Below are 16568 nucleotides of genomic sequence, written 5' to 3' on the forward strand. Positions count from 1 at the left end.
CCGCAATGGATTTCACCGATGCTCTGCTCACCCGGCCCGGAGTGAGCCTCGTCGACGTCGCGAGCTATCTGCCCGGCGAGCCGGTCGGCACCGAGTACTTCACGCAGTTCTCCCGCTCGGACCGGATGGCCAAGAACGTGATGTTCCGCGCCCCCAAGGCCCGCCACCACATCGCCCGCGACGAGACCGCCGTCGACATGGTGGAGCGGGCGGTCGCGCCGCTGGTGGAACGCCATGGGGCCGAGACGATTACGGGCGTGGACGTGCTGCTCACACACACCCAGCTCCCGGACAATCCGGTGCTGGGCGCCGGTCCGGAGGTGGCGCGGCGGCTGGGGATGCGGCCCGGCTGGGTCTTCGACGTGCACAACGGCGGATGCGCGGCGTTCATCCACATGATGTCGCTGGCGCGGATGATTCTGCAGACCACCTCCGCGCGCACCGCGCTGATCGCCACGACGCAGAACAGCGCGGGCCCGGTGTTCACCCAGACCGAGATTCGCGGCCTGGCGCAGGCCCCGGTGCCCGGCGACGGCTGCGGCGTCGGGCTGCTGGTGAAGAGCGATCGGGCGCCGATTCTCGACATCGAATGCCGCACCTATCCCGAATTCGCCGGGGACATGGAGTTTTCCACCGGCTCCGAGCGCAAGTACTGGGAGCCGGGCGAGGGGCAGGGCTGCGTGAGCTTCACCGAATCCAAGGTCGCCAAGGTGTTCACGCGCGGCAACCGGTTGGTGCCCGAGGTGGCGTTGGCGGTGTGCGAGCGGATCGGGGTGAAGGGCCGCGACATCGACACCTTCGTCACCAATCAGCCGAACCGGCTGTTTCTGCGCAACTGGCACGACGCGCTGGAACTGCCCGCCGAGCGCCACCCGGACACCTTCGACCGGTGCGGAAACCTGTTCGCCGCGGGCATTCCGGTGACCCTGGACGCCGAGAACCGGGCGGGTCGGTTGCGCAACGGTTCGGTCGTGCTGCTGTCGGCGTTCGCCCATGCCGGGGACTTCGCCGCCGCGGCCGCGGTGCGCTGGGGCGCGGCGCGATGACCCTGCACCCCGTCGGGACCCCGCCGGTGCTGCGCGCGGTGGCCCGGCGGCCGGGCACCGATGCCGTGCGCTTCGACCTGACGCTGAGCGAAAACCCGTTTCCCCCTTTGCCTTCGGTGCTCGAGGCGCTGCGCGACACGATGGCGCGGGCGAATCGGTATCCGGAGTTCCTGCCGCGGCGGTTGCCGCGGCTGATCGCGGGCCACGTCGGCGTGCGGCCCGATCAGGTCGTGGTCGGTGCGGGCGCGACCGGGGTGGTGCTGCAGATCATGCAGGCGCTGACCGAGCCGGGCGATCGGATGGTGTTCGCCAGCCCGACCTTCGACGGCTATCCCGTCATGGCGGACATGGTCGGGCTGGAATCGGTTGCGGTGCCGCTGCATTCGTCCGGTCGGCAGGATCTGTGGACCATGGCGGGGTCGGTCGACGCCCGCACCGCGCTGGTGGCGGTGTGCCGCCCGCACAACCCGACCGGGACCGTGGTCGCGGCGAGCGAGCTGAAGGCGTTCCTGTTCGGCATGCCCCGCCACATTCCGGTGATCCTGGACGAGGCGTACGCCGAATTCCTCGGCCCCGCCGAGACCGTCGACGCCGTGGAGCTGATCGCGCACTACCCGAATCTCCTGGTGCTGCGCACCTTTTCCAAGGCGTACGGGCTGGCCGGGCTGCGCATCGGCTACGCCTTCGGGCATCCGGATCTGGTGCGCCGGGTGCGGCGGCTGCAACTGCCGTTCGGCATGCCCGAGTCGGCGGCCACGGCCGTCGCGGCCTGCTACGCCGCCCGCACCGAACTCGCCGAGCGCATCGCGCGCATCACCACCCAGCGAGAACTACTACGAACCGCGCTGCGCGGCAACGGCATCCCCGTCCCCCGCAGCCGCGCCAACTTCCTCTACCTGCCCGGCCCGGGCCCGGCCGAGGCCCTGACCCGCGCGGGCATCGCCGCCAAAACCTACCCCGACGGCAGCGCCCGCATCGCCGTCGGCGACCCAGCAGCCGACGCCGCCGTCCACACCGCCCTCACCTCCACACCCTCACCACTTTCGTGATCCCGGCGCCACCACCTTCCTGACGTGCCACTTTCGTGATCCCGGCGTGCCATAGGTCCCGGCGTGCCACCTTCTGAATCCTGGTGTGCCATAGGTCCTGGCGTGCCACCTTCTGAATCCTGGCGTGCCACCTGCTTGATCCCGGCGTGCTTTTGGCCGGGATCTCACGTGAGTTCCCGGCCAAAAGCACGCCGGGAACATATGGGAAGCACGCCGGGAGCATGTGGGAAGCACGCCGGGAACATGCGGGGGCACGCCGGGAACATTCGGGGAGAAAAGTGGTGCGTGCGCAATATCTAGCGTTGCTAGACAACCTAGTCCTGCCCTGTTACTGTTCATGTCATCACCTAGCGCCGCTAGACCCCAAGCAGGAGAACGCAGATGCTCAGCACGGCCGCCCAAGTCCTCGCCACCCTCGCCGTGCTCGGCACCGGCATCATCTACGGCACCGACGCCTTTGCCGGGTTGGTCATGCGGTCGGCCTACCGCCGCCTCGACGACGCGACGATGACGGTGACCGCGGGCTGGGGGCATTACTATGCCGATCGGCGGATGCCGTTCGCCGGGGCGGGTGGTGCGATCGCCGCCGTGCTCACGCTCGTGGCGTCGGCCTGCGCAGGGCGGATGGGGGCCACGGTCGCCGCGGCCGTGGCGGTCGTCGCGCTGCTCATCTGGCTCGGGCTCTACGTGCGCATCGCCAAGCCGGTCAACACCGCCCAGACCGAGGCCGCGCGTACCGGCGTCATTCCGCCGAATGCCCGTGCGCTGCAAGATAAGTGGGACAGTGTGGTCGCGATCCGGGTCGGCCTGCAGGCCGCCGCCGTCGCGGGACTGTGCGCCACCCTCGCCCTGCTCTGAATCCGGCCGCCGCGGCGGCGCTCAGATCGCGCCCGTCAGCAGCGTCCGGCCGTCCGGGGATTTGATCTCCAGGCTGCGGATCCGATCGGGCGTTGTATTCGTGGTGCTGCTCAGCGTGAGCGCGCCGCCGGGGGCGACAGGCCAGCCGATGAGCCGGGTCGGCACCCCGTCGGTATCGGTCATCCAGAGTTCGTACTCGGATTGGTAGCCCTGGTCGCCGCCCACGTAGCGGCACGACATCTCAATGGTGGCCTTGCCGTCGACATCCAGCACCTTGACGCTCGCCGCCACCGGGGTCGCCGTCACCGGCGTCATCTCCCGCTCGGCCACCACCTGTTCCGCCACCGTCGGGGCGCGATGTTCGGTGACCGCGATGGTCGCTGGCACCGCGATCAGTACCGCGGCGGCCGCGGCGGCGACCACGGGCCAGGGGCCCCGGCCAAAAGCACGCCGGGGACTCGAGGTGGCAGGCCGGGGACTGGAGGTGGTGGGCCGGGGGCTTGAGGTGGTGGGCCGGGGACCGGAGATGGTGGGCCGGGGACTGGAGGTGGCGGGCCGGGGGCTCGAGGTGGTGGGCGGTGCAAGTAGGTCGGCCGGTGGTTCGAGGGGCGGAATCGGTGCTGCCGCAGCGAAATCCGGGGGGTCGGTCGGGTCGGTCAGGGCCAGTGCCACGTCGGTGTCGACCCGGCCGAGCAGGCCGGGCAGCACCGCGAGGTCCGCCACCGCCGCCCGGCATGTCGAGCACGTCTGTAGATGGGCCTCGTATTCGAGGCGTTCGGCGCGGTCGAGGGCGCCGAGTACGTACGGCGCGTCCCAGGTCGCGTAGTCGTCACCCCGCTCGGGCCGCGCTGCCTTCGCGGATTCCGTCACTTCGTCACCCCCATTTCCTGCAGTGCCGAGCGCAGTGCCCGCATGCCGTAGTGCATGCGCGACTTCACGGTGCCCTCGGGAATGGCCAATTCGGTCGCGATCTGTTGTGTGGACAGGCCACGGTAGTAGGCACGCACGATCACCTCCCGGTGGTCGGTGCTCAACCTGGCCAGTGCATCGGCGATCAGCCAACCATCCAACGCTCGCTCCGCCTCATCGGGGGTGACCTGCTCGGGTGGATTGTCCATCCGGAACTCGCGCCGATGCCGGGCGCTGCGATGCTCGTCCACGGCCATATTGCGAGCGACGGTGAACAGCCAGGCCCGCGCCGAGGCCGTGGATTGATCGAGCACATTCGGGCGCTGCCAGGCGCGGAGCAGGGTCTCCTGCACGATGTCCTCGGCGCGCCCGGAGTCGCCGACGAGGCTGTAGGTGTAGCGCCACAGCGGGGCGGCGTGCTGATCGTAGAGCGCGCGCAACTGGTCGGGCTGGGTATCGGCCCCATCGCTGGGTGTGCGCGGTACTCGTGCCATGGGGTCAGGTAGTCAGCGCCCGCGGCGGGGGCGGGCGGAATGTGGCCACACTAGGTGTATACGAATTCAATTGCGTTCGAGTTCGATCGGATGGGTGGCCAGTAGCGAGAGCGGCAGCGGCTGGCGGCGCAGCACGTGCGCCCACAGATCGGTGCGCCCGGCGATCGGGTCCGAGGGCAGCGCCGAGAGCACGATCCAGTCGCCGCGCTCCAACTCGCCCTCCAACTGCCCGAACGTCCAGCCCGCGTATCCGGCGAAGATGCGGATGCCCTCCACGAGCGGCGCGATCACCTCCGGATCGGAATCCAGGTCCAGCAGCGCCACCCGGCCGTCCACCCGGCGCAGCCCGGTGACCCGGTCGATCGGGGTGCCGACGCGCACGGTGGCCAGGCACAGGGCCGCATCCCGTTTCACCGGGCCGCCGATGTAGAGCGCGCGCGGCGGGGCGGCCAGCTCGGCCCAGCGCGACAGCACGTCGTGCACGGCGGTCTCGCTGGGGCGATTGAGTACCACGCCCAGGCTGCCCGCGTCGTTGTGTTCCACGATGTACACCACGGTGCGCCGGAACGACGGCTCGACCAGGTCGGTTGCCGAGACCAGCAGCGTACCGGGACGCACCACCTGATCCTCGTGCCGGAATTCGCGTCGTCTGGAGCGGTCGCCGTGTTCCTCTGCGCGTGCCACCCAGCCATCATCGCACCGGAGCTCGAGCCGCGCTGTGTTTAGCGGGACCGGGACATTCGGCGGGGCGACGCGATGGCCGGTGCGATCCGGTTTGTTCGGCGGGACCGATTCGCCCCGAAAGTTATTGCGGCAGCCCGAACCGTTCGCGCGCCCAATACGGCACCAGCGTCTGATATTCGGGATGGATTTCCACGAAGTGCCGCACCATCGGGCACAGCGGCAGAATTCCGTAACCCTCCTGCCGGGTGGCCTCCAGCGCCTCGCGCACCAGGGTGTTGGCATAGCCGCGGCCCTGGTAGCGGGGGTCGATCTCGGTGTGGACGAAGGCGCGCTCACCGGCCGTGTCCTGATATTCGGCGACGCCCACGAGGGTCTCGCCGATCCGGAGTTCGAAACGGTCGAGACGGGTGTTGTCGTGGACGGCCGATGCCATATTCCGAGCGTATGTCCTTCGCGCCCACCGCGGGTGCGGAAAGCGACTGGCCGGGGCGACTGGGGCGACCATCGATTTGCCCGGTTCGACGGTAGCGTTCCGGGCTGATGACTCGACGCAGGAGGATTTGTCCGGCGGCGTCGGCGTTCGTCGTCTGCCTGGCGGCACAGTTGGTCGGCGGGATCGCCTCGGCGCAGTCCGAGCCCGCATTCGGGCCCTGTCCGGACGGCGCGGTGACGCCCGGCCGCGGTGCGCAGTGCGCGGTGATCTCGGTGCCGCGCGATTACACGCTGCCCCTCGGGCCGCGAATCGAGCTGACCGTCAGCCGGATTCGCGCCACCGGCGAGCGGTGGGGCACCCTGTTCGCCAACCCGGGCGGGCCCGGCGCCGACGCCCTCGACTTCTGGGCGCGGCGGGTGCCGGTCCACCCCGCCGAACTGGCCGAGCACTACGACCGGATCGCGGTGCAGCCGCGCGGACTGCGCTGGGCCACCCCGCTGAACTGCGGCACCGCGGACACCACCGACCGGGCGGCGATCCAAAAGGATTGCGAGCAGGCCCAACCCGACTACCTCCAGACCATCACCACCGAGAACACCGCCCGCGACCTCGATGTGGTGCGGTGCGCGCTCGGGCTGGACCGCATCGACTTCTACGGCGTCTCCTACGGCACCTACCTGGGCGCGGTGTATGCCTCGCTGTTCCCGGACCGGGTGAACCGGATGGTGCTGGATTCCAGCGTGCATCCGGACTGGATCTGGAGCGAGCAGTTCGCCCAGCAGCAGCTGGCCGGGAAACGTCGGCTCGACGATCTGTTCGCCTGGCTCGCCGCGCACGACGCCGAGTACCACCTGGGCCCGACGCCGCTCGAGGTGTACGGGACCTGGGTGCGGCTGGTGGTGGCCCAGGGCGGCGGCTGGCTGGCCAATCTCACCCCGCCGCCCGCCTCCACCGCCGATCTGCCCCCGGACCTGCCCGAGCCGATCGCGGATCTGGTTCGCGACGGCTACAACGCCTCCCGCCATCAGATCGGGCAGTTGCAGAACCTGCTGCGCCTGCTGACGTCCTTCGGCGCGTCGATGCAGGTGCCGATGCTGTCGGCCACCACCGTCGCCAGCTACACCCGCACGTTCTGGCCGCTGTTCGGCCGCGCCATGGCCGATGCCGCCGCCGATCCGCGCGACACCCGGTTGCTGAAGGCGCTCGAGGACATGGCCGCCATCGACCGCACCGGGCACCTGGTGTTCACCGCGATCATCTGCAACGAGAACGCGATACCCGGGCACGTCGACAAGCTCGCCGCGGCGGCGGCCACCATCGCCTCCGGCGGCAATGTGCTCGACGCCCGCGCGGAACTCATCCGATCCGGATTGGTCTGTGCCGATTGGTCTCCCGTGGCCAAGCCGGTCCCGATCGCCGACCACGGCCTGCGCACCCGTCCCCTGGTGCTCCAGAGCCGCCACGATGCCCTCACCGAATACGACGGCGGCCCCGCCATGGCCGCCGCCCTGCACGGCTCCCTCATCACCGTCGAAGGCGGCGACCACGGCACCTTCGGCCGCGGCAACAAACCCCTCGACCAAGCCGTCCTCACCTACCTCCACACCGCCACCGTCACCACCACCCGAGTCGACCAAGCCCCCCTCACTCCCCCTTGATCCCGGCGTGCCTTTCCCCTTGATCCCGGCGTGGCTTTCCCCTTGATCCCGGCGTGCTTTTGGCCGGGATCCCGCAACCGAATCCAGGAACCAACCAGGTGGTAGCGGACAATGTGCGGATGACGCACGGGAAGCCCGGGGCAGTGGTGCTGGCACCGGACAAGTTCAAAGGATCGCTGAGTGCGCCCGCGGTCGTCGAGGCACTGGCGGCGGGGATCGGCAGAGTCGTTCCGGGGCGGGAGATTCGCCGGGTGCCGGTGGCCGACGGCGGGGACGGGACCGTCGACGCGTTTCTCGCGGCGGGGTGGGAGCGGGTGGCGGTGACGGCGGAGGGACCGACCGGGGTGCCGGGCGAAACCGCCTACGCGGTGCGCGGGCGGACCGCGGTGATCGAGCTGGCGGCCGTGGTGGGATTGACGAAACTGCCGGGCGGGCAACCGGATCCGCTGCACTCGGGGACCTACGGGCTGGGCCGGGTGATCGCGCACGCGCTCGATCGCGGGGCCCGGGAGATCGTGCTCGGCGTCGGGGGCAGCGCCTCCACCGACGGCGGGGCGGGCATGCTCGCGGCCCTCGGCCTGCGCATCCTCGATGCCGACGGCGCCGAGGTGCCCGCCGGTGGGGCGGCGCTGGCGCGGGCGGTGCGGGTGGAGCGCGCCGGACTGCACCCCGCCCTCGCCGAGACCTCGTTCGTGCTGGCCACCGATGTCGACAATCCGCTGCTCGGAAACGACGGCGCCGCCATGGTTTTCGGTCCGCAGAAGGGCGCGGACCCGCAGCAGTGCGCGCTGCTCGAGGCGGCGCTGACGAATTTCGCGAAGCTCGTGGACCCGGCCGCCGCCGAGCGCCCCGGCGCGGGCGCGGCGGGCGGTACCGGTTTCGGCGCGCTGGCGGTGCTCGGCGCGGTGGAGCGCCCGGGAATCCGGGTCGTGCTGGAGCTGATCGGTTTCCCCGACCTGGTGCGCGACGCGGCCCTGGTGGTCACCGGCGAGGGCTCGCTCGACGAGCAGACCCTGCGCGGCAAGGCGCCGATCGGCGTGGCCGCGGCCGCCCGCGCCGCCGGTGCCCCCGTCGTTGCCGTCGCCGGTCGCTGCCTGCTGGACGAAAAGCGGGTGCGCGCAGCGGGTTTCGAGGCGGCCTACACCCTGTCCGACCTGGAGCCCGACCCCGCCCGCTCGATCGCACGTGCCGCCGAACTATTGGAGCAGATCGGAGCGCGTATCGCCGGGGAACGCCTGCGCGATTGATATCTACGCCGGGCTGAACACCTTCCCCTGCAAGCGATCCCGATGCTTATCGCCCCAGGTCTCGAGCGGGCCCAGGGCCGTCCTCAGTTCCTCGCCCAAGTCGGTGAGCGAATACTCCACGCGCGGCGGCACTTCGGGATAGATCTCGCGCCGCACCACCCCGGCGGCCTCCAGATTGCGCAAATTCTCCGCGAGCACCTTCTCGCTCACGCCCTCCAGCATCCGGTGGATCTCCCCGAAGCGGCGGGGGCCCTCGCCGAGCACCCACATCAGATGCATCCGCCACTTGCCGCCGACCACATCGATGGCCAGGGACATGCCGCACACCTCGTGAGCCGCGTCACCATCCGTCGTCATCGCAACCTCCTGACCGTATTTCGAACCTCGAGGTAAGCAACCCGATGTCGAAGTGCGTTATTGCCGGTCGCGGCGTTCGGCCCGAAGATCGAGGCACGGCGCCGATCCACCGAACACCGCAGAACCGAAGGGACACACCATGTCAGAGCAGCGATCCGTCACCGTCGTCGGCCTGGGTCCGATGGGCCGGGCGATGGTGCGGGCGTTTCTGGCCGCGGGCGTCGAGGTCACCGTATGGAACCGCAGCGCCGCCAAGGCCGACGCCATGGTCGAGCTGGGTGCGAAGCGGGCGGCCACGGTCGCCGAGGCGCTGGACGCCAACGAGGTGACCGTGCTCAGCCTCACCCACTACGCCGCCATGTACGACGTGCTCGGCCCGGCCGTCGATCGATTGCCGGGCAAGGTGATCGCGAATCTGTCCTCGGACTCGCCGGAGAACGCGCGCCGGGGCGCGGCCTGGGTGCGCTCGCACGGCGCGCAATTCCTTTCCGGCGGCTTCATGTCCGCGGGCGACAATATCGTCCACCCGGCCTCATACCTGTTCTACAGCGGTCCGCGCGAGGTGTTCGACGCGCACGCGGAACTGCTGCGCCCGCTCAGCCCGCAGGAGTACCTGGGCGCCGACGACGGCCTGGCGCAGGTCTTCTACCAGGCGCTGCTGACCATCTTCCACCCGTGGACGCTGGGCCTGAACCAGGCGCTGGCGGTGATCGAGAAGTCCGGGCACGATATCGACGACTTCGTGCCGTACGCGCTGCGCTCCACCGAGGCGTTCCCGTTCTTCATCACCCAGTACGCGGCCGCGGCGAAGGCGGGCGGCTGGGGCGACGCGGCCAGCTACACGATGATGGACGCCGGTGCGCAGCACATCATCGACGCCAGCGAGGAGGTCGGCGTCGACGCGACGATATCGCATGCGTCACAAGAACTCTGGCGCAAGGGCGTGCGCGCCAACGAGACCTCGGAGCAGCCGGTAACGCTGTACCAACTGCTCCGGGACGCGGAAAAGCGGTAGTACTCACGCGGATTCGGAATTCGATCCCAATCGAGGAAACGGCGTGATCGAGAAGATCACCTCCACCGGCACCTCGAAGAATTCCGAAATCCGCAGCGCCAGATGCAGGCTCGGGCTGTATTCGCCGCGCTCCAGATATCCGATGGTCTGATAGTGCACGCCCAGCGCGTCGGCCAGCTGCCGCCGCGAGATGCCGCGCTCGGCGCGCAGCATCGCGATGCGGTTGTAGATGACCTCAGACGGCACGCTGCAACGCCTTCGCGCGGCGGGCCTCGACCCGCGACCCCGATTCGCGACGAGCCATGCGCCGCAGGACGATCGGCGCGATCGACAGCCCGAACGCGGCCCACACCCCCAGCACGCCGAGGGTCTCCCAGTGCCGCCAGGAACCGCCGAGCTCGACGACGACCGCATCGCCCGGCAGCAGCGCGGACCGCATGCCCAGGCCCAGCCAGTAGATCGGGAACACCTGCGCCACCCCCTGCACCCAGCCCGGCAGGGAGGTGATGGGGTAGAAGATGCCGGAGATCCCGACCATCCCCATGATCGGCAGGGAGATGAAGGCCAGGGCGCGCGGGCTCTCGAAGACCGAGCCGACGATCGCGCCGAGGGGCAGGCTCGCCAGCATGCCGAGCACGAATACCCAGGCCAGCGTGAGCCACGCCCCGACGCTGGTCAGATGCACCCCGCCGAGCAGGGCGGCACCGGCGATCAGCATGATCACCATCTGGAGCAGGACCGTCCCGATGGAGGTGGTGATCTTGCCGATCAGATAGCCGACCATGCCGTTCGGAGTTGCCCTGGCCCGCAACAGCGTTCCGTCCTCGCGGTCGACGGCCAGGAATTGCGCGATACCGAGCAGCCCCGTGGACACGACCGTCATGCCGAGCACACCCGGCAGTGCCAGCGACCCCAGACCGATGCCGGTCTGCTGGACGTGTCCGTCGCGCATGAAGTACAGAACCACCAGCAGGATGACCGACCACAGGTACTGAGTGAACAGGTCCGTTGCCGTGCTGTGCGTCTGTCGCAGCTCGATCCACCCGCGCTGCAGCCCCGAACGGGCCGCGGCCAGAACCGGATTCATCGGACCACCTCCTCGAGGGTGCGCAGCTCGGTGTCGCCGGGCCCGGATTCGAATTGCCGCACCAGTGCCATGTAGGTGTCCTCCAGGGAGGCGCGGCGCACCTCCAGTTCGTCGATCCCCGCGCCGTACTGCTGGAACAGCTCGTAGACGAACTTGGTCGCCTCCGTGGTGGTGTGGACGAACCGCTGGTCGTCGCGGGTCCAGCGCACCTCGGCCTCGCCCTGGATGCGGCGCGAGAGCTGATCGGCCGAACCGTCGGCGATGATGCGGCCGCCGGCCAGGATGAGGATGCGGTCGGACAGCTTGTCCGCCTCGTCCAGGTCGTGGGTGGTGAGCAGGATGGTGGTCCGGTCGTCGTCGGCGAGCCGGTGGATCAGCTCGTGGAATTCGCGCCGGGCGTGCGGATCGAAACCGGCGGTCGGCTCGTCGAGGAACAGCAGTTCGGGGCGGCCGACGATGCCGATGGCCACGTCCAGGCGGCGGCGCTGCCCGCCGGACAGGCTGCCGACCCGGTTGCCCGCCTGCTCGGTCAGGCCCACGGCCGCGAGCAGTTCGTCGATGTCCCAGGGCCGCCGTACGGCGCCGGTCGAATACGGCGCGTAGTACGAGCCCAGGTGCGAAAGTAATTCGCGCACACGCCATTTGCTGTGGTCGCGCCAGGACTGCAGAACCACGCCGATGCGCGAGCGCCACTGTTCGGTGGCGTGCGCCGGGTCCTGGCCGAGCACCGAAACCGCCCCGGCCGAACGCATTCGGAAACCCTCGAGGATCTCGATGGTGGTGGTCTTGCCCGCGCCGTTGGGGCCGAGCAGGGCCACCACCTCGCCGCTGTGCGCTTGAAAGGTCACGCCGTGCAGGACATCCCGGGCGCCGTAGCGCATCCGCAGATCCTGCACGTCCAGCGCGACATCGCTGCCTACTGTCATCCTGCCCTCCGTAGTAACTTCAGGATGGCGTGTAGCATATCTACTACATTCTGAGGCAGGCAAGCTCTTTGAGATCCCGGCCAAAAGCACGCCGGGATCATGGGGAGAGCACGCCGGGATCGGGGGGATCGGGCGGATGTGGCGCGATTACCCTCGCGCGCAGAGGAATTCGATGGCGGCCGCGTAGCCCTGGATGCCCATGCCCGCGATGACCGCCGTGGCGATGGGGGAGATGTAGGAATGGTGCCGGAATTCCTCGCGGGCGTGCACGTTCGAGATGTGCACCTCCACGATCGGTAGCTCGGGGATGACCAGGGCGTCGCGCAGGGCGACGGAGGTGTGGGTGAGGCCGCCGGGGTTGATCACGATCCCCGCCTCCGTGCCGCGCGCGGCGTGAATCCGATCGATGAGCGCCCCTTCGGAATTGGACTGGAACGCGACGATCTCCCGATCGAACCGAGCGGCGGTCCGGCGGCACAGCTCCACCACCTCGTCCAGGGTCTGCGCGCCGTACACCTCGGGCTGGCGGGTGCCCAGCATGTTCAGATTCGGGCCGTTGAGCACGAGGATCGGTGCCATGCCGGACACCCTATACGGGTCACAACCCGCGCGGCCCCTCGGCGCGCAGGTCGTCGACCTTGGTCATGGCGGCGCGCAGCTCCTCGAGCCACTGCTCGGCGTGCTTGCCCGCCAGCTTCACCGTCCAGGCCAGCGCGTCCGAGCGCGAGCGGGCAACCCCGGCGTCGACGAGGGTGTCCAGCACCTTGCGCTCGGGTTGCCGCAGCCGGGTCATCACCGGAACGGCCAAGTGCGTGAACAGGATTCGCTGGTCACCCACCGAGACACCCCAGGCGACGCTGCGGCCGTAGCGGGCCTGCGCCTCGTCCGCGATCTGCATCCGGGCCGGTCGGGTGCTCTCCCGGAACCGCGCGATCAGACCCTCGCGGGTGGCGCGCGGGACCTCCGCCGCGGTGTCGGTCGCCGGGGATTCGGCGTCGACCGCCTCCTCCCCCGGCTTGCCCAGCGGCAACTCGCCGATCACCACGATCTCGTCGCGGTCGATCTCGATCACCGGCGGACCGCTGAACCAATCGGCGGGCAATCTTCCGGCGAACCAATCCGGGGCGTCGGCGGCCTCGGGTAGGTCGGCCTGCTGCCAACCGCCCGGTCGCCCGAAACCCCGTCCTCGATGTCCGTGCTTCATGAGCCTTTTCCCCACTTACGCTCGATGTCTTGTAACAGTGATTACAAGATTACGCCGAAATAGTTACTCCGAATTCTGCTGTGGGAGAACGACGGTGGGGCGGCGGCTCGGTGAACACGGCTAACGATTGCGCGACCGGTGCCCCGAATGCGAAGCATGGGGCACTATTGTGGTCTCTGAGCATGGAGAATGCGGCAGATGCAGAGGCGGCACGGCCGACGTCTCCTTCGGGTACCGTTGGTCTTGTTGCTGAAGTGACAAGAGTGAAGAGTGGGCGACATGGATGTCTGGGGATCCCGCCGCTTTCGCGTCCGGGGCGCAGCGGCACTAGCGGGGGCTGCGGCCCTCACTATTGCGATGGGATCATGCGGCTTTCACAACAAGCCGAACGATCCCCAGGCCATCGTCGACCGCTTCACCCAGCTACTGGACAAACAGGACGCCACCGGCGCCGCGCAGCTGACCTCCTACCCCAGCGGAGCCGAGGCCACGCTGCGCCAGATGTTCGGCGGGCTCAATCCCGGCAAACCCGATTACTCGGTGGCGCAGTACATCGGGCTGGACCAGGATTCGGCCATGTTCAACCTGAAGGCGGACTGGAACTTCGGGCCCGGTAAGGACTGGACCTACGATCTTCAGGGCTCGATCCGCAAGCTGGCCATCGGCTGGCGCATCTCCTGGGATCCCACGGTGGTCATGCCGCAGCTGGATGCCCAGCGGACGGTCAAGCTGGTCCGCACCGACGCCACCCCGTCGCCGAAGGTGAACGACAATGCCGGGGCGCCGCTGATGACCGAACAGGTCATCAACGTGATCAAGCTGGACCCCGCGCGGATGCCCGACCCGGTGGCCTCGACCAATGCGCTGGCCGACGCCATTTCCCCGGTGGCCCCGCTCATCACCGGCCCGTCGCTCATGCAGGATCTGGCGGCCGCGCAGGGCAAGCCGATCACCGCGGTGAGCCTGCGCGAGGACGATTTCGCCATCCTTCAGCCGCGCATGGCCCCCATCCCGGGCGTGGTGATGGAGAAGCAGCCGAAGCTGGTCGTGTCCGACCGCCGCGTCTGGTCGCCGATGCTCGACGCGCTGAAAAAGGTCTGGCAGGACAACCGCGATCAGCACGCGGGCTGGGGCGTGCAGCTGTTCGGGGCGGACGGCCGGATGATCACCCAGGTCGCCGGGCAGCAGGGCCCGCCCGGACCGGACATCGCCTCCACCATGGACCAGCGGCTGCAGCGCGCCGCGGAGGACGCGGTGGTCAGCGTCGGCACGCCCGCCTCGATCGTGGCCATCCAGCCGTCCACCGGGGCCGTGGTCGCCGCCGCCGAGAACAATCAGGCCACCGCGCAGGGACCGGTCGCCTTCACCGGCGCCTATCCGGCGGGCGGCAATGCCGAGCTGTTCAAGGCCGTCGCGGCCATCGTGAAGAAGAAGGCGCCGCAGGACCTTTCGGTGCAGGACACGGCCGAGGCGGCCGCCATGCTGGGCGTCGGCATCGGCTTCAAGATTCCCGGCTTGGACCAGACCACCGGCCGGTTGCCGATCGGCGGGCGCGGGGTGGAGCAGGTGCGCCAGGGCGGCGCGGATCCGATCCAGGCCAGTCCGTTCGGGATGGCGATCGCGGCGGCCACCATCGCGCGCGGCTCGGTCGCGCCGCCGATGATCGAGATCGGCCGGCCCGCCACCACCGAGGCCCAGCTGTCGCCGCTGCCCGGCGAGGTGGTCGATCGGCTGCGGGCCATGCTGCGCGACGACGCCGCCGGCGGGCCGGAACTCGCCGCGCTGCGCCACTACGCGGGCGTCAGCGCCTACGCGGCGACGGCCGGGACCGGCGGCTGGCTGATCGGCACCATGGGCGACCTCGCCTTCGCCATTCACATCGACGACGTCGACAGCGGGGATGCGACGGCCCGGATGGCGGCGCGAATGCTGCAGTCGCTGGCGAGTCCGGATAGCGATAAGTAGGTCCCGGCCAAAAGCGCGCCGGGAACATGAGGGAGCGCGCAGGGGGAAGCGCTAGCCGCGCAAGGCTTTCCAGGCGGCTCGCCAGCCGACGAGGAACAGGGCCAGGACGGTGGCGGCCACCAGGACGAAGGTGAAGGCGATGGTCTGGCCGCTGATCACGCGCAGGACCATGCCGCCGACGAGGGTGGTCAGCCAGATCGTCACGCCGGTCGGCCATAGTCGGCGGGCATCGAAACGGCTTGCGGCACTGACGAATTCGCCGCGTGCGAAGATAAGCAGCGCCAGCAGCCAGCCCAGGATCAGGGCGGTGCCGAACGGCCAGACGGTGCGTAGCAGCCCGGAGAAGACGGCCTCGTTGTGATTACTTCGGCCGATCGCGCAGAAGATGATCACCAGCAGGGCGTCGATTACGAACGGCACCAGTCTCTTCACCCCGCACAGGGTAATGGGAGCAACCAGCCGGTCCGCGCACGGACTCAACCGGTCGGCGCGTCGCCCGTCGGCGCGGGTGGCTCCGGTCGGCCGTCCCGCGGCCGCCGCTCCGCCAGGATCGAGGAGCGCCGCTCGAACTCCTGCTCGAGTTCGGCGTCGTCGGCGTGCGGGGTGCGGAACAGGAACGCGAACACGATCCAGCCGATGATCGCCACCAGGATGAAGCTGATCAGCCGGTACACGAACGCGGCGGCCACGGCCTGGGCGGCGGGCAGGCCCGCGGCCGCGGTCAGGCTGTAGGTCAGCGTCAGATCCACGGTGACCAGGCCGCCCGGGGCGAACGGGATGGTGCCCACCGCCTTGCCGACGCTGAACGCGATCATCACGCCCGCCAGCCGCGGCTGGGCGCCGACGGCATAGCAGGCCGCGGCCAGGCAGGCCACGTCGCCGAGCCGGTGCATGAGCGCCCACAGCGCCACCAGCGCGCCGTCGCGGCGGCCCAGATCCACCGACTCCAGCTGGCGCAGCAGATCGTCGATCTTGTCGGTGCCGGTCTCCGGCGGCTGCCGCCGCACCCGATTGGCCAGGCGCAGGCCGTGATTCAGCAGCGCCCGCAGCGAGCCGGGGTTGCTCGAGATGTAGTTCCCGGCCCAGACCAGCAGCGCCAGACCGCCCAGCGACGCGACCAGCTTGCCCGGCCCGATCCGATCGCCGATCAGCGCGGCGCCGCCCACGCCCAGCAGCACCATGCCCGCGGCCGCCACCACGCCCGACATCACCAGCTGCCAGGACGCCACGATCGCGCTCGCGCCCCAGCGCCGGGTCTGGCGATAGGTGAAGGCGGCCGAGAACACCTGTCCCGCGGGCAGAGTGACCGACATGGCGGTGGCGCCGTACACGACCGCGAGCGATTTTCGCTGTGTCACATTCACGCCACCGGCGTGCAGGAGTTGTTTCTGAATACGGCCGAAACCGCTCATCGACACGGCCTGCATGGCGATACAGGCCACGACCCAGCCCCAGTGGATTTCGGTGAGGCTTTTCCAGGATTTGTGCAATTGCGGCCACAAATAAATGCCCTCGGCGATCAGCAGCGCCGCGAGCCCGACGCCGAGGCCCCATTTCACCCACCGGAACCTGCCGCCACGGCGGGGTTCAGCAGGCGGCGCGGGGTCGCCGGCTAGTTCACCATGGGCCGTCACGT

General features: G+C 69.6%; 19 protein-coding genes. 7 read left to right on the forward strand and 12 right to left on the reverse strand.

Annotated features, from left to right (window positions below; all coding sequences use genetic code 11):
* The first annotated feature begins 5 nt into the window (after window positions 1–5).
* From HPY32_RS19940 to HPY32_RS19950, 3 genes are all read left to right on the forward strand, one after another.
* Entirely contained in the window at window positions 6–1046 is a 1041-nt protein-coding gene (locus HPY32_RS19940) for a 3-oxoacyl-ACP synthase III family protein (RefSeq protein ID WP_067579082.1), read from the forward strand.
* Complete coding sequence (locus tag HPY32_RS19945) at window positions 1043–2095, forward strand: aminotransferase class I/II-fold pyridoxal phosphate-dependent enzyme (protein ID WP_067579080.1); 1053 nt, start codon at window positions 1043–1045, stop codon at window positions 2093–2095. Before HPY32_RS19940 ends, HPY32_RS19945 begins: the two co-directional genes overlap by 4 nt.
* A gap of 381 nt (window positions 2096–2476) precedes the next feature.
* Window positions 2477–2953, forward strand: coding sequence for a DUF1772 domain-containing protein (locus HPY32_RS19950; protein WP_067579078.1), 477 nt, complete (start codon window positions 2477–2479; stop codon window positions 2951–2953).
* Between the two features lie 21 nt (window positions 2954–2974).
* On the opposite strand, the gene HPY32_RS19955 is transcribed toward HPY32_RS19950, so the two are convergent.
* The 4 genes from HPY32_RS19955 to HPY32_RS46565 all read right to left on the reverse strand — a co-directional run bounded on the left by HPY32_RS19955 (window position 2975) and on the right by HPY32_RS46565 (window position 5473).
* Window positions 2975–3823 carry an anti-sigma factor family protein gene (locus HPY32_RS19955; RefSeq protein WP_171982942.1) on the reverse strand — a complete coding sequence of 283 codons (849 nt, stop codon included), beginning with the start codon at window positions 3821–3823 and terminating at the stop codon, window positions 2975–2977.
* Entirely contained in the window at window positions 3820–4356 is a 537-nt protein-coding gene (locus HPY32_RS19960; RefSeq protein ID WP_067579074.1) for a sigma-70 family RNA polymerase sigma factor, read from the reverse strand. The genes HPY32_RS19955 and HPY32_RS19960 overlap by 4 nt, the downstream gene beginning before the upstream one ends.
* 66 nt (window positions 4357–4422) lie before the next feature.
* Window positions 4423–5040 (reverse strand): YqgE/AlgH family protein, encoded by a 618-nt coding sequence (locus HPY32_RS19965; RefSeq protein ID WP_067579071.1) that lies wholly within the window; start codon window positions 5038–5040, stop codon window positions 4423–4425.
* A gap of 121 nt (window positions 5041–5161) precedes the next feature.
* Complete coding sequence (locus HPY32_RS46565; RefSeq protein ID WP_067579069.1) at window positions 5162–5473, reverse strand: GNAT family N-acetyltransferase; 312 nt, start codon at window positions 5471–5473, stop codon at window positions 5162–5164.
* A 107-nt stretch (window positions 5474–5580) separates the two neighbouring features.
* Between HPY32_RS46565 and HPY32_RS19975 the strand changes: the two genes are divergently transcribed.
* Window positions 5581–7131, forward strand: coding sequence for an alpha/beta fold hydrolase (locus tag HPY32_RS19975; protein WP_067579068.1), 1551 nt, complete (start codon window positions 5581–5583; stop codon window positions 7129–7131).
* A 119-nt stretch (window positions 7132–7250) separates the two neighbouring features.
* Window positions 7251–8378, forward strand: coding sequence for a glycerate kinase (locus HPY32_RS19980; protein WP_067584674.1), 1128 nt, complete (start codon window positions 7251–7253; stop codon window positions 8376–8378).
* A gap of 3 nt (window positions 8379–8381) precedes the next feature.
* On the opposite strand, the gene HPY32_RS19985 is transcribed toward HPY32_RS19980, so the two are convergent.
* On the reverse strand, window positions 8382–8735 hold the full coding sequence (locus HPY32_RS19985; RefSeq protein WP_067579066.1) for a winged helix-turn-helix transcriptional regulator: 354 nt from the start codon (window positions 8733–8735) through the stop codon (window positions 8382–8384).
* A gap of 52 nt (window positions 8736–8787) precedes the next feature.
* On the opposite strand from HPY32_RS19985, the gene HPY32_RS19990 reads away from it, so the two are divergent.
* A complete protein-coding gene (locus HPY32_RS19990) occupies window positions 8788–9750 on the forward strand; it encodes an NAD(P)-dependent oxidoreductase (protein WP_331713262.1) in 963 nt (320 codons plus the stop codon).
* Between the two features lie 3 nt (window positions 9751–9753).
* Here the strand turns inward: HPY32_RS19990 and HPY32_RS19995 are convergent, their stop codons facing one another.
* The 5 genes from HPY32_RS19995 to abmR all read right to left on the reverse strand — a co-directional run bounded on the left by HPY32_RS19995 (window position 9754) and on the right by abmR (window position 12967).
* Window positions 9754–9996 carry a helix-turn-helix transcriptional regulator gene (locus HPY32_RS19995; RefSeq protein WP_231951350.1) on the reverse strand — a complete coding sequence of 81 codons (243 nt, stop codon included), beginning with the start codon at window positions 9994–9996 and terminating at the stop codon, window positions 9754–9756.
* Window positions 9986–10837: an ABC transporter permease gene (locus HPY32_RS20000; protein ID WP_067579063.1), complete on the reverse strand. Its 852-nt coding sequence runs from the start codon at window positions 10835–10837 to the stop codon at window positions 9986–9988. The genes HPY32_RS19995 and HPY32_RS20000 overlap by 11 nt, the downstream gene beginning before the upstream one ends.
* Window positions 10834–11763, reverse strand: a complete 930-nt coding sequence (locus tag HPY32_RS20005) for an ABC transporter ATP-binding protein (RefSeq protein WP_067579061.1) — start codon at window positions 11761–11763, stop codon at window positions 10834–10836. Before HPY32_RS20005 ends, HPY32_RS20000 begins: the two co-directional genes overlap by 4 nt.
* A gap of 147 nt (window positions 11764–11910) precedes the next feature.
* Window positions 11911–12342: a type II 3-dehydroquinate dehydratase gene (gene aroQ / locus HPY32_RS20010; RefSeq protein ID WP_067579059.1), complete on the reverse strand. Its 432-nt coding sequence runs from the start codon at window positions 12340–12342 to the stop codon at window positions 11911–11913.
* A 19-nt stretch (window positions 12343–12361) separates the two neighbouring features.
* On the reverse strand, window positions 12362–12967 hold the full coding sequence (gene abmR, locus HPY32_RS20015) for an ATP-binding transcription factor AbmR (RefSeq protein ID WP_067579057.1): 606 nt from the start codon (window positions 12965–12967) through the stop codon (window positions 12362–12364).
* A gap of 357 nt (window positions 12968–13324) precedes the next feature.
* On the opposite strand from abmR, the gene HPY32_RS20020 reads away from it, so the two are divergent.
* Window positions 13325–14932 carry an NTF2-like N-terminal transpeptidase domain-containing protein gene (locus tag HPY32_RS20020; RefSeq protein WP_231951349.1) on the forward strand — a complete coding sequence of 536 codons (1608 nt, stop codon included), beginning with the start codon at window positions 13325–13327 and terminating at the stop codon, window positions 14930–14932.
* 51 nt (window positions 14933–14983) lie between these two features.
* On the opposite strand, the gene HPY32_RS20025 is transcribed toward HPY32_RS20020, so the two are convergent.
* Window positions 14984–15364, reverse strand: coding sequence for a DUF3054 domain-containing protein (locus tag HPY32_RS20025; protein WP_067579055.1), 381 nt, complete (start codon window positions 15362–15364; stop codon window positions 14984–14986).
* A 44-nt stretch (window positions 15365–15408) separates the two neighbouring features.
* The gene (locus HPY32_RS20030; RefSeq protein ID WP_067579053.1) at window positions 15409–16566 is read right to left on the reverse strand and encodes a lysylphosphatidylglycerol synthase transmembrane domain-containing protein; all 1158 of its coding nucleotides are present in this window, start codon (window positions 16564–16566) and stop codon (window positions 15409–15411) included.
* Window positions 16567–16568 lie beyond the last annotated feature (2 nt).

This window comes from Nocardia terpenica (assembly GCF_013186535.1).
GTDB classification, from domain to species: domain Bacteria; phylum Actinomycetota; class Actinomycetes; order Mycobacteriales; family Mycobacteriaceae; genus Nocardia; species Nocardia terpenica.

What these genes read in the sequence shown, in the direction of transcription:
- HPY32_RS19950 (WP_067579078.1), top strand. Translation starts at nt 2,477, where the DNA reads ATGCTCAGCACGGCCGCCCAAGTCCTCGCCACCCTCGCCGTGCTCGGC.
- HPY32_RS20005 (WP_067579061.1), bottom strand. Translation starts at nt 11,763, where the DNA reads ATGACAGTAGGCAGCGATGTCGCGCTGGACGTGCAGGATCTGCGGATG.
- abmR (WP_067579057.1), bottom strand. Translation starts at nt 12,967, where the DNA reads ATGAAGCACGGACATCGAGGACGGGGTTTCGGGCGACCGGGCGGTTGG.
- HPY32_RS19975 (WP_067579068.1), top strand. Translation starts at nt 5,581, where the DNA reads ATGACTCGACGCAGGAGGATTTGTCCGGCGGCGTCGGCGTTCGTCGTC.
- HPY32_RS19980 (WP_067584674.1), top strand. Translation starts at nt 7,251, where the DNA reads ATGACGCACGGGAAGCCCGGGGCAGTGGTGCTGGCACCGGACAAGTTC.
- HPY32_RS19960 (WP_067579074.1), bottom strand. Translation starts at nt 4,356, where the DNA reads ATGGCACGAGTACCGCGCACACCCAGCGATGGGGCCGATACCCAGCCC.
- aroQ (WP_067579059.1), bottom strand. Translation starts at nt 12,342, where the DNA reads ATGGCACCGATCCTCGTGCTCAACGGCCCGAATCTGAACATGCTGGGC.
- HPY32_RS19985 (WP_067579066.1), bottom strand. Translation starts at nt 8,735, where the DNA reads ATGACGACGGATGGTGACGCGGCTCACGAGGTGTGCGGCATGTCCCTG.
- HPY32_RS20000 (WP_067579063.1), bottom strand. Translation starts at nt 10,837, where the DNA reads ATGAATCCGGTTCTGGCCGCGGCCCGTTCGGGGCTGCAGCGCGGGTGG.
- HPY32_RS20020 (WP_231951349.1), top strand. Translation starts at nt 13,325, where the DNA reads ATGGGATCATGCGGCTTTCACAACAAGCCGAACGATCCCCAGGCCATC.
- HPY32_RS19945 (WP_067579080.1), top strand. Translation starts at nt 1,043, where the DNA reads ATGACCCTGCACCCCGTCGGGACCCCGCCGGTGCTGCGCGCGGTGGCC.
- HPY32_RS19940 (WP_067579082.1), top strand. Translation starts at nt 6, where the DNA reads ATGGATTTCACCGATGCTCTGCTCACCCGGCCCGGAGTGAGCCTCGTC.
- HPY32_RS46565 (WP_067579069.1), bottom strand. Translation starts at nt 5,473, where the DNA reads ATGGCATCGGCCGTCCACGACAACACCCGTCTCGACCGTTTCGAACTC.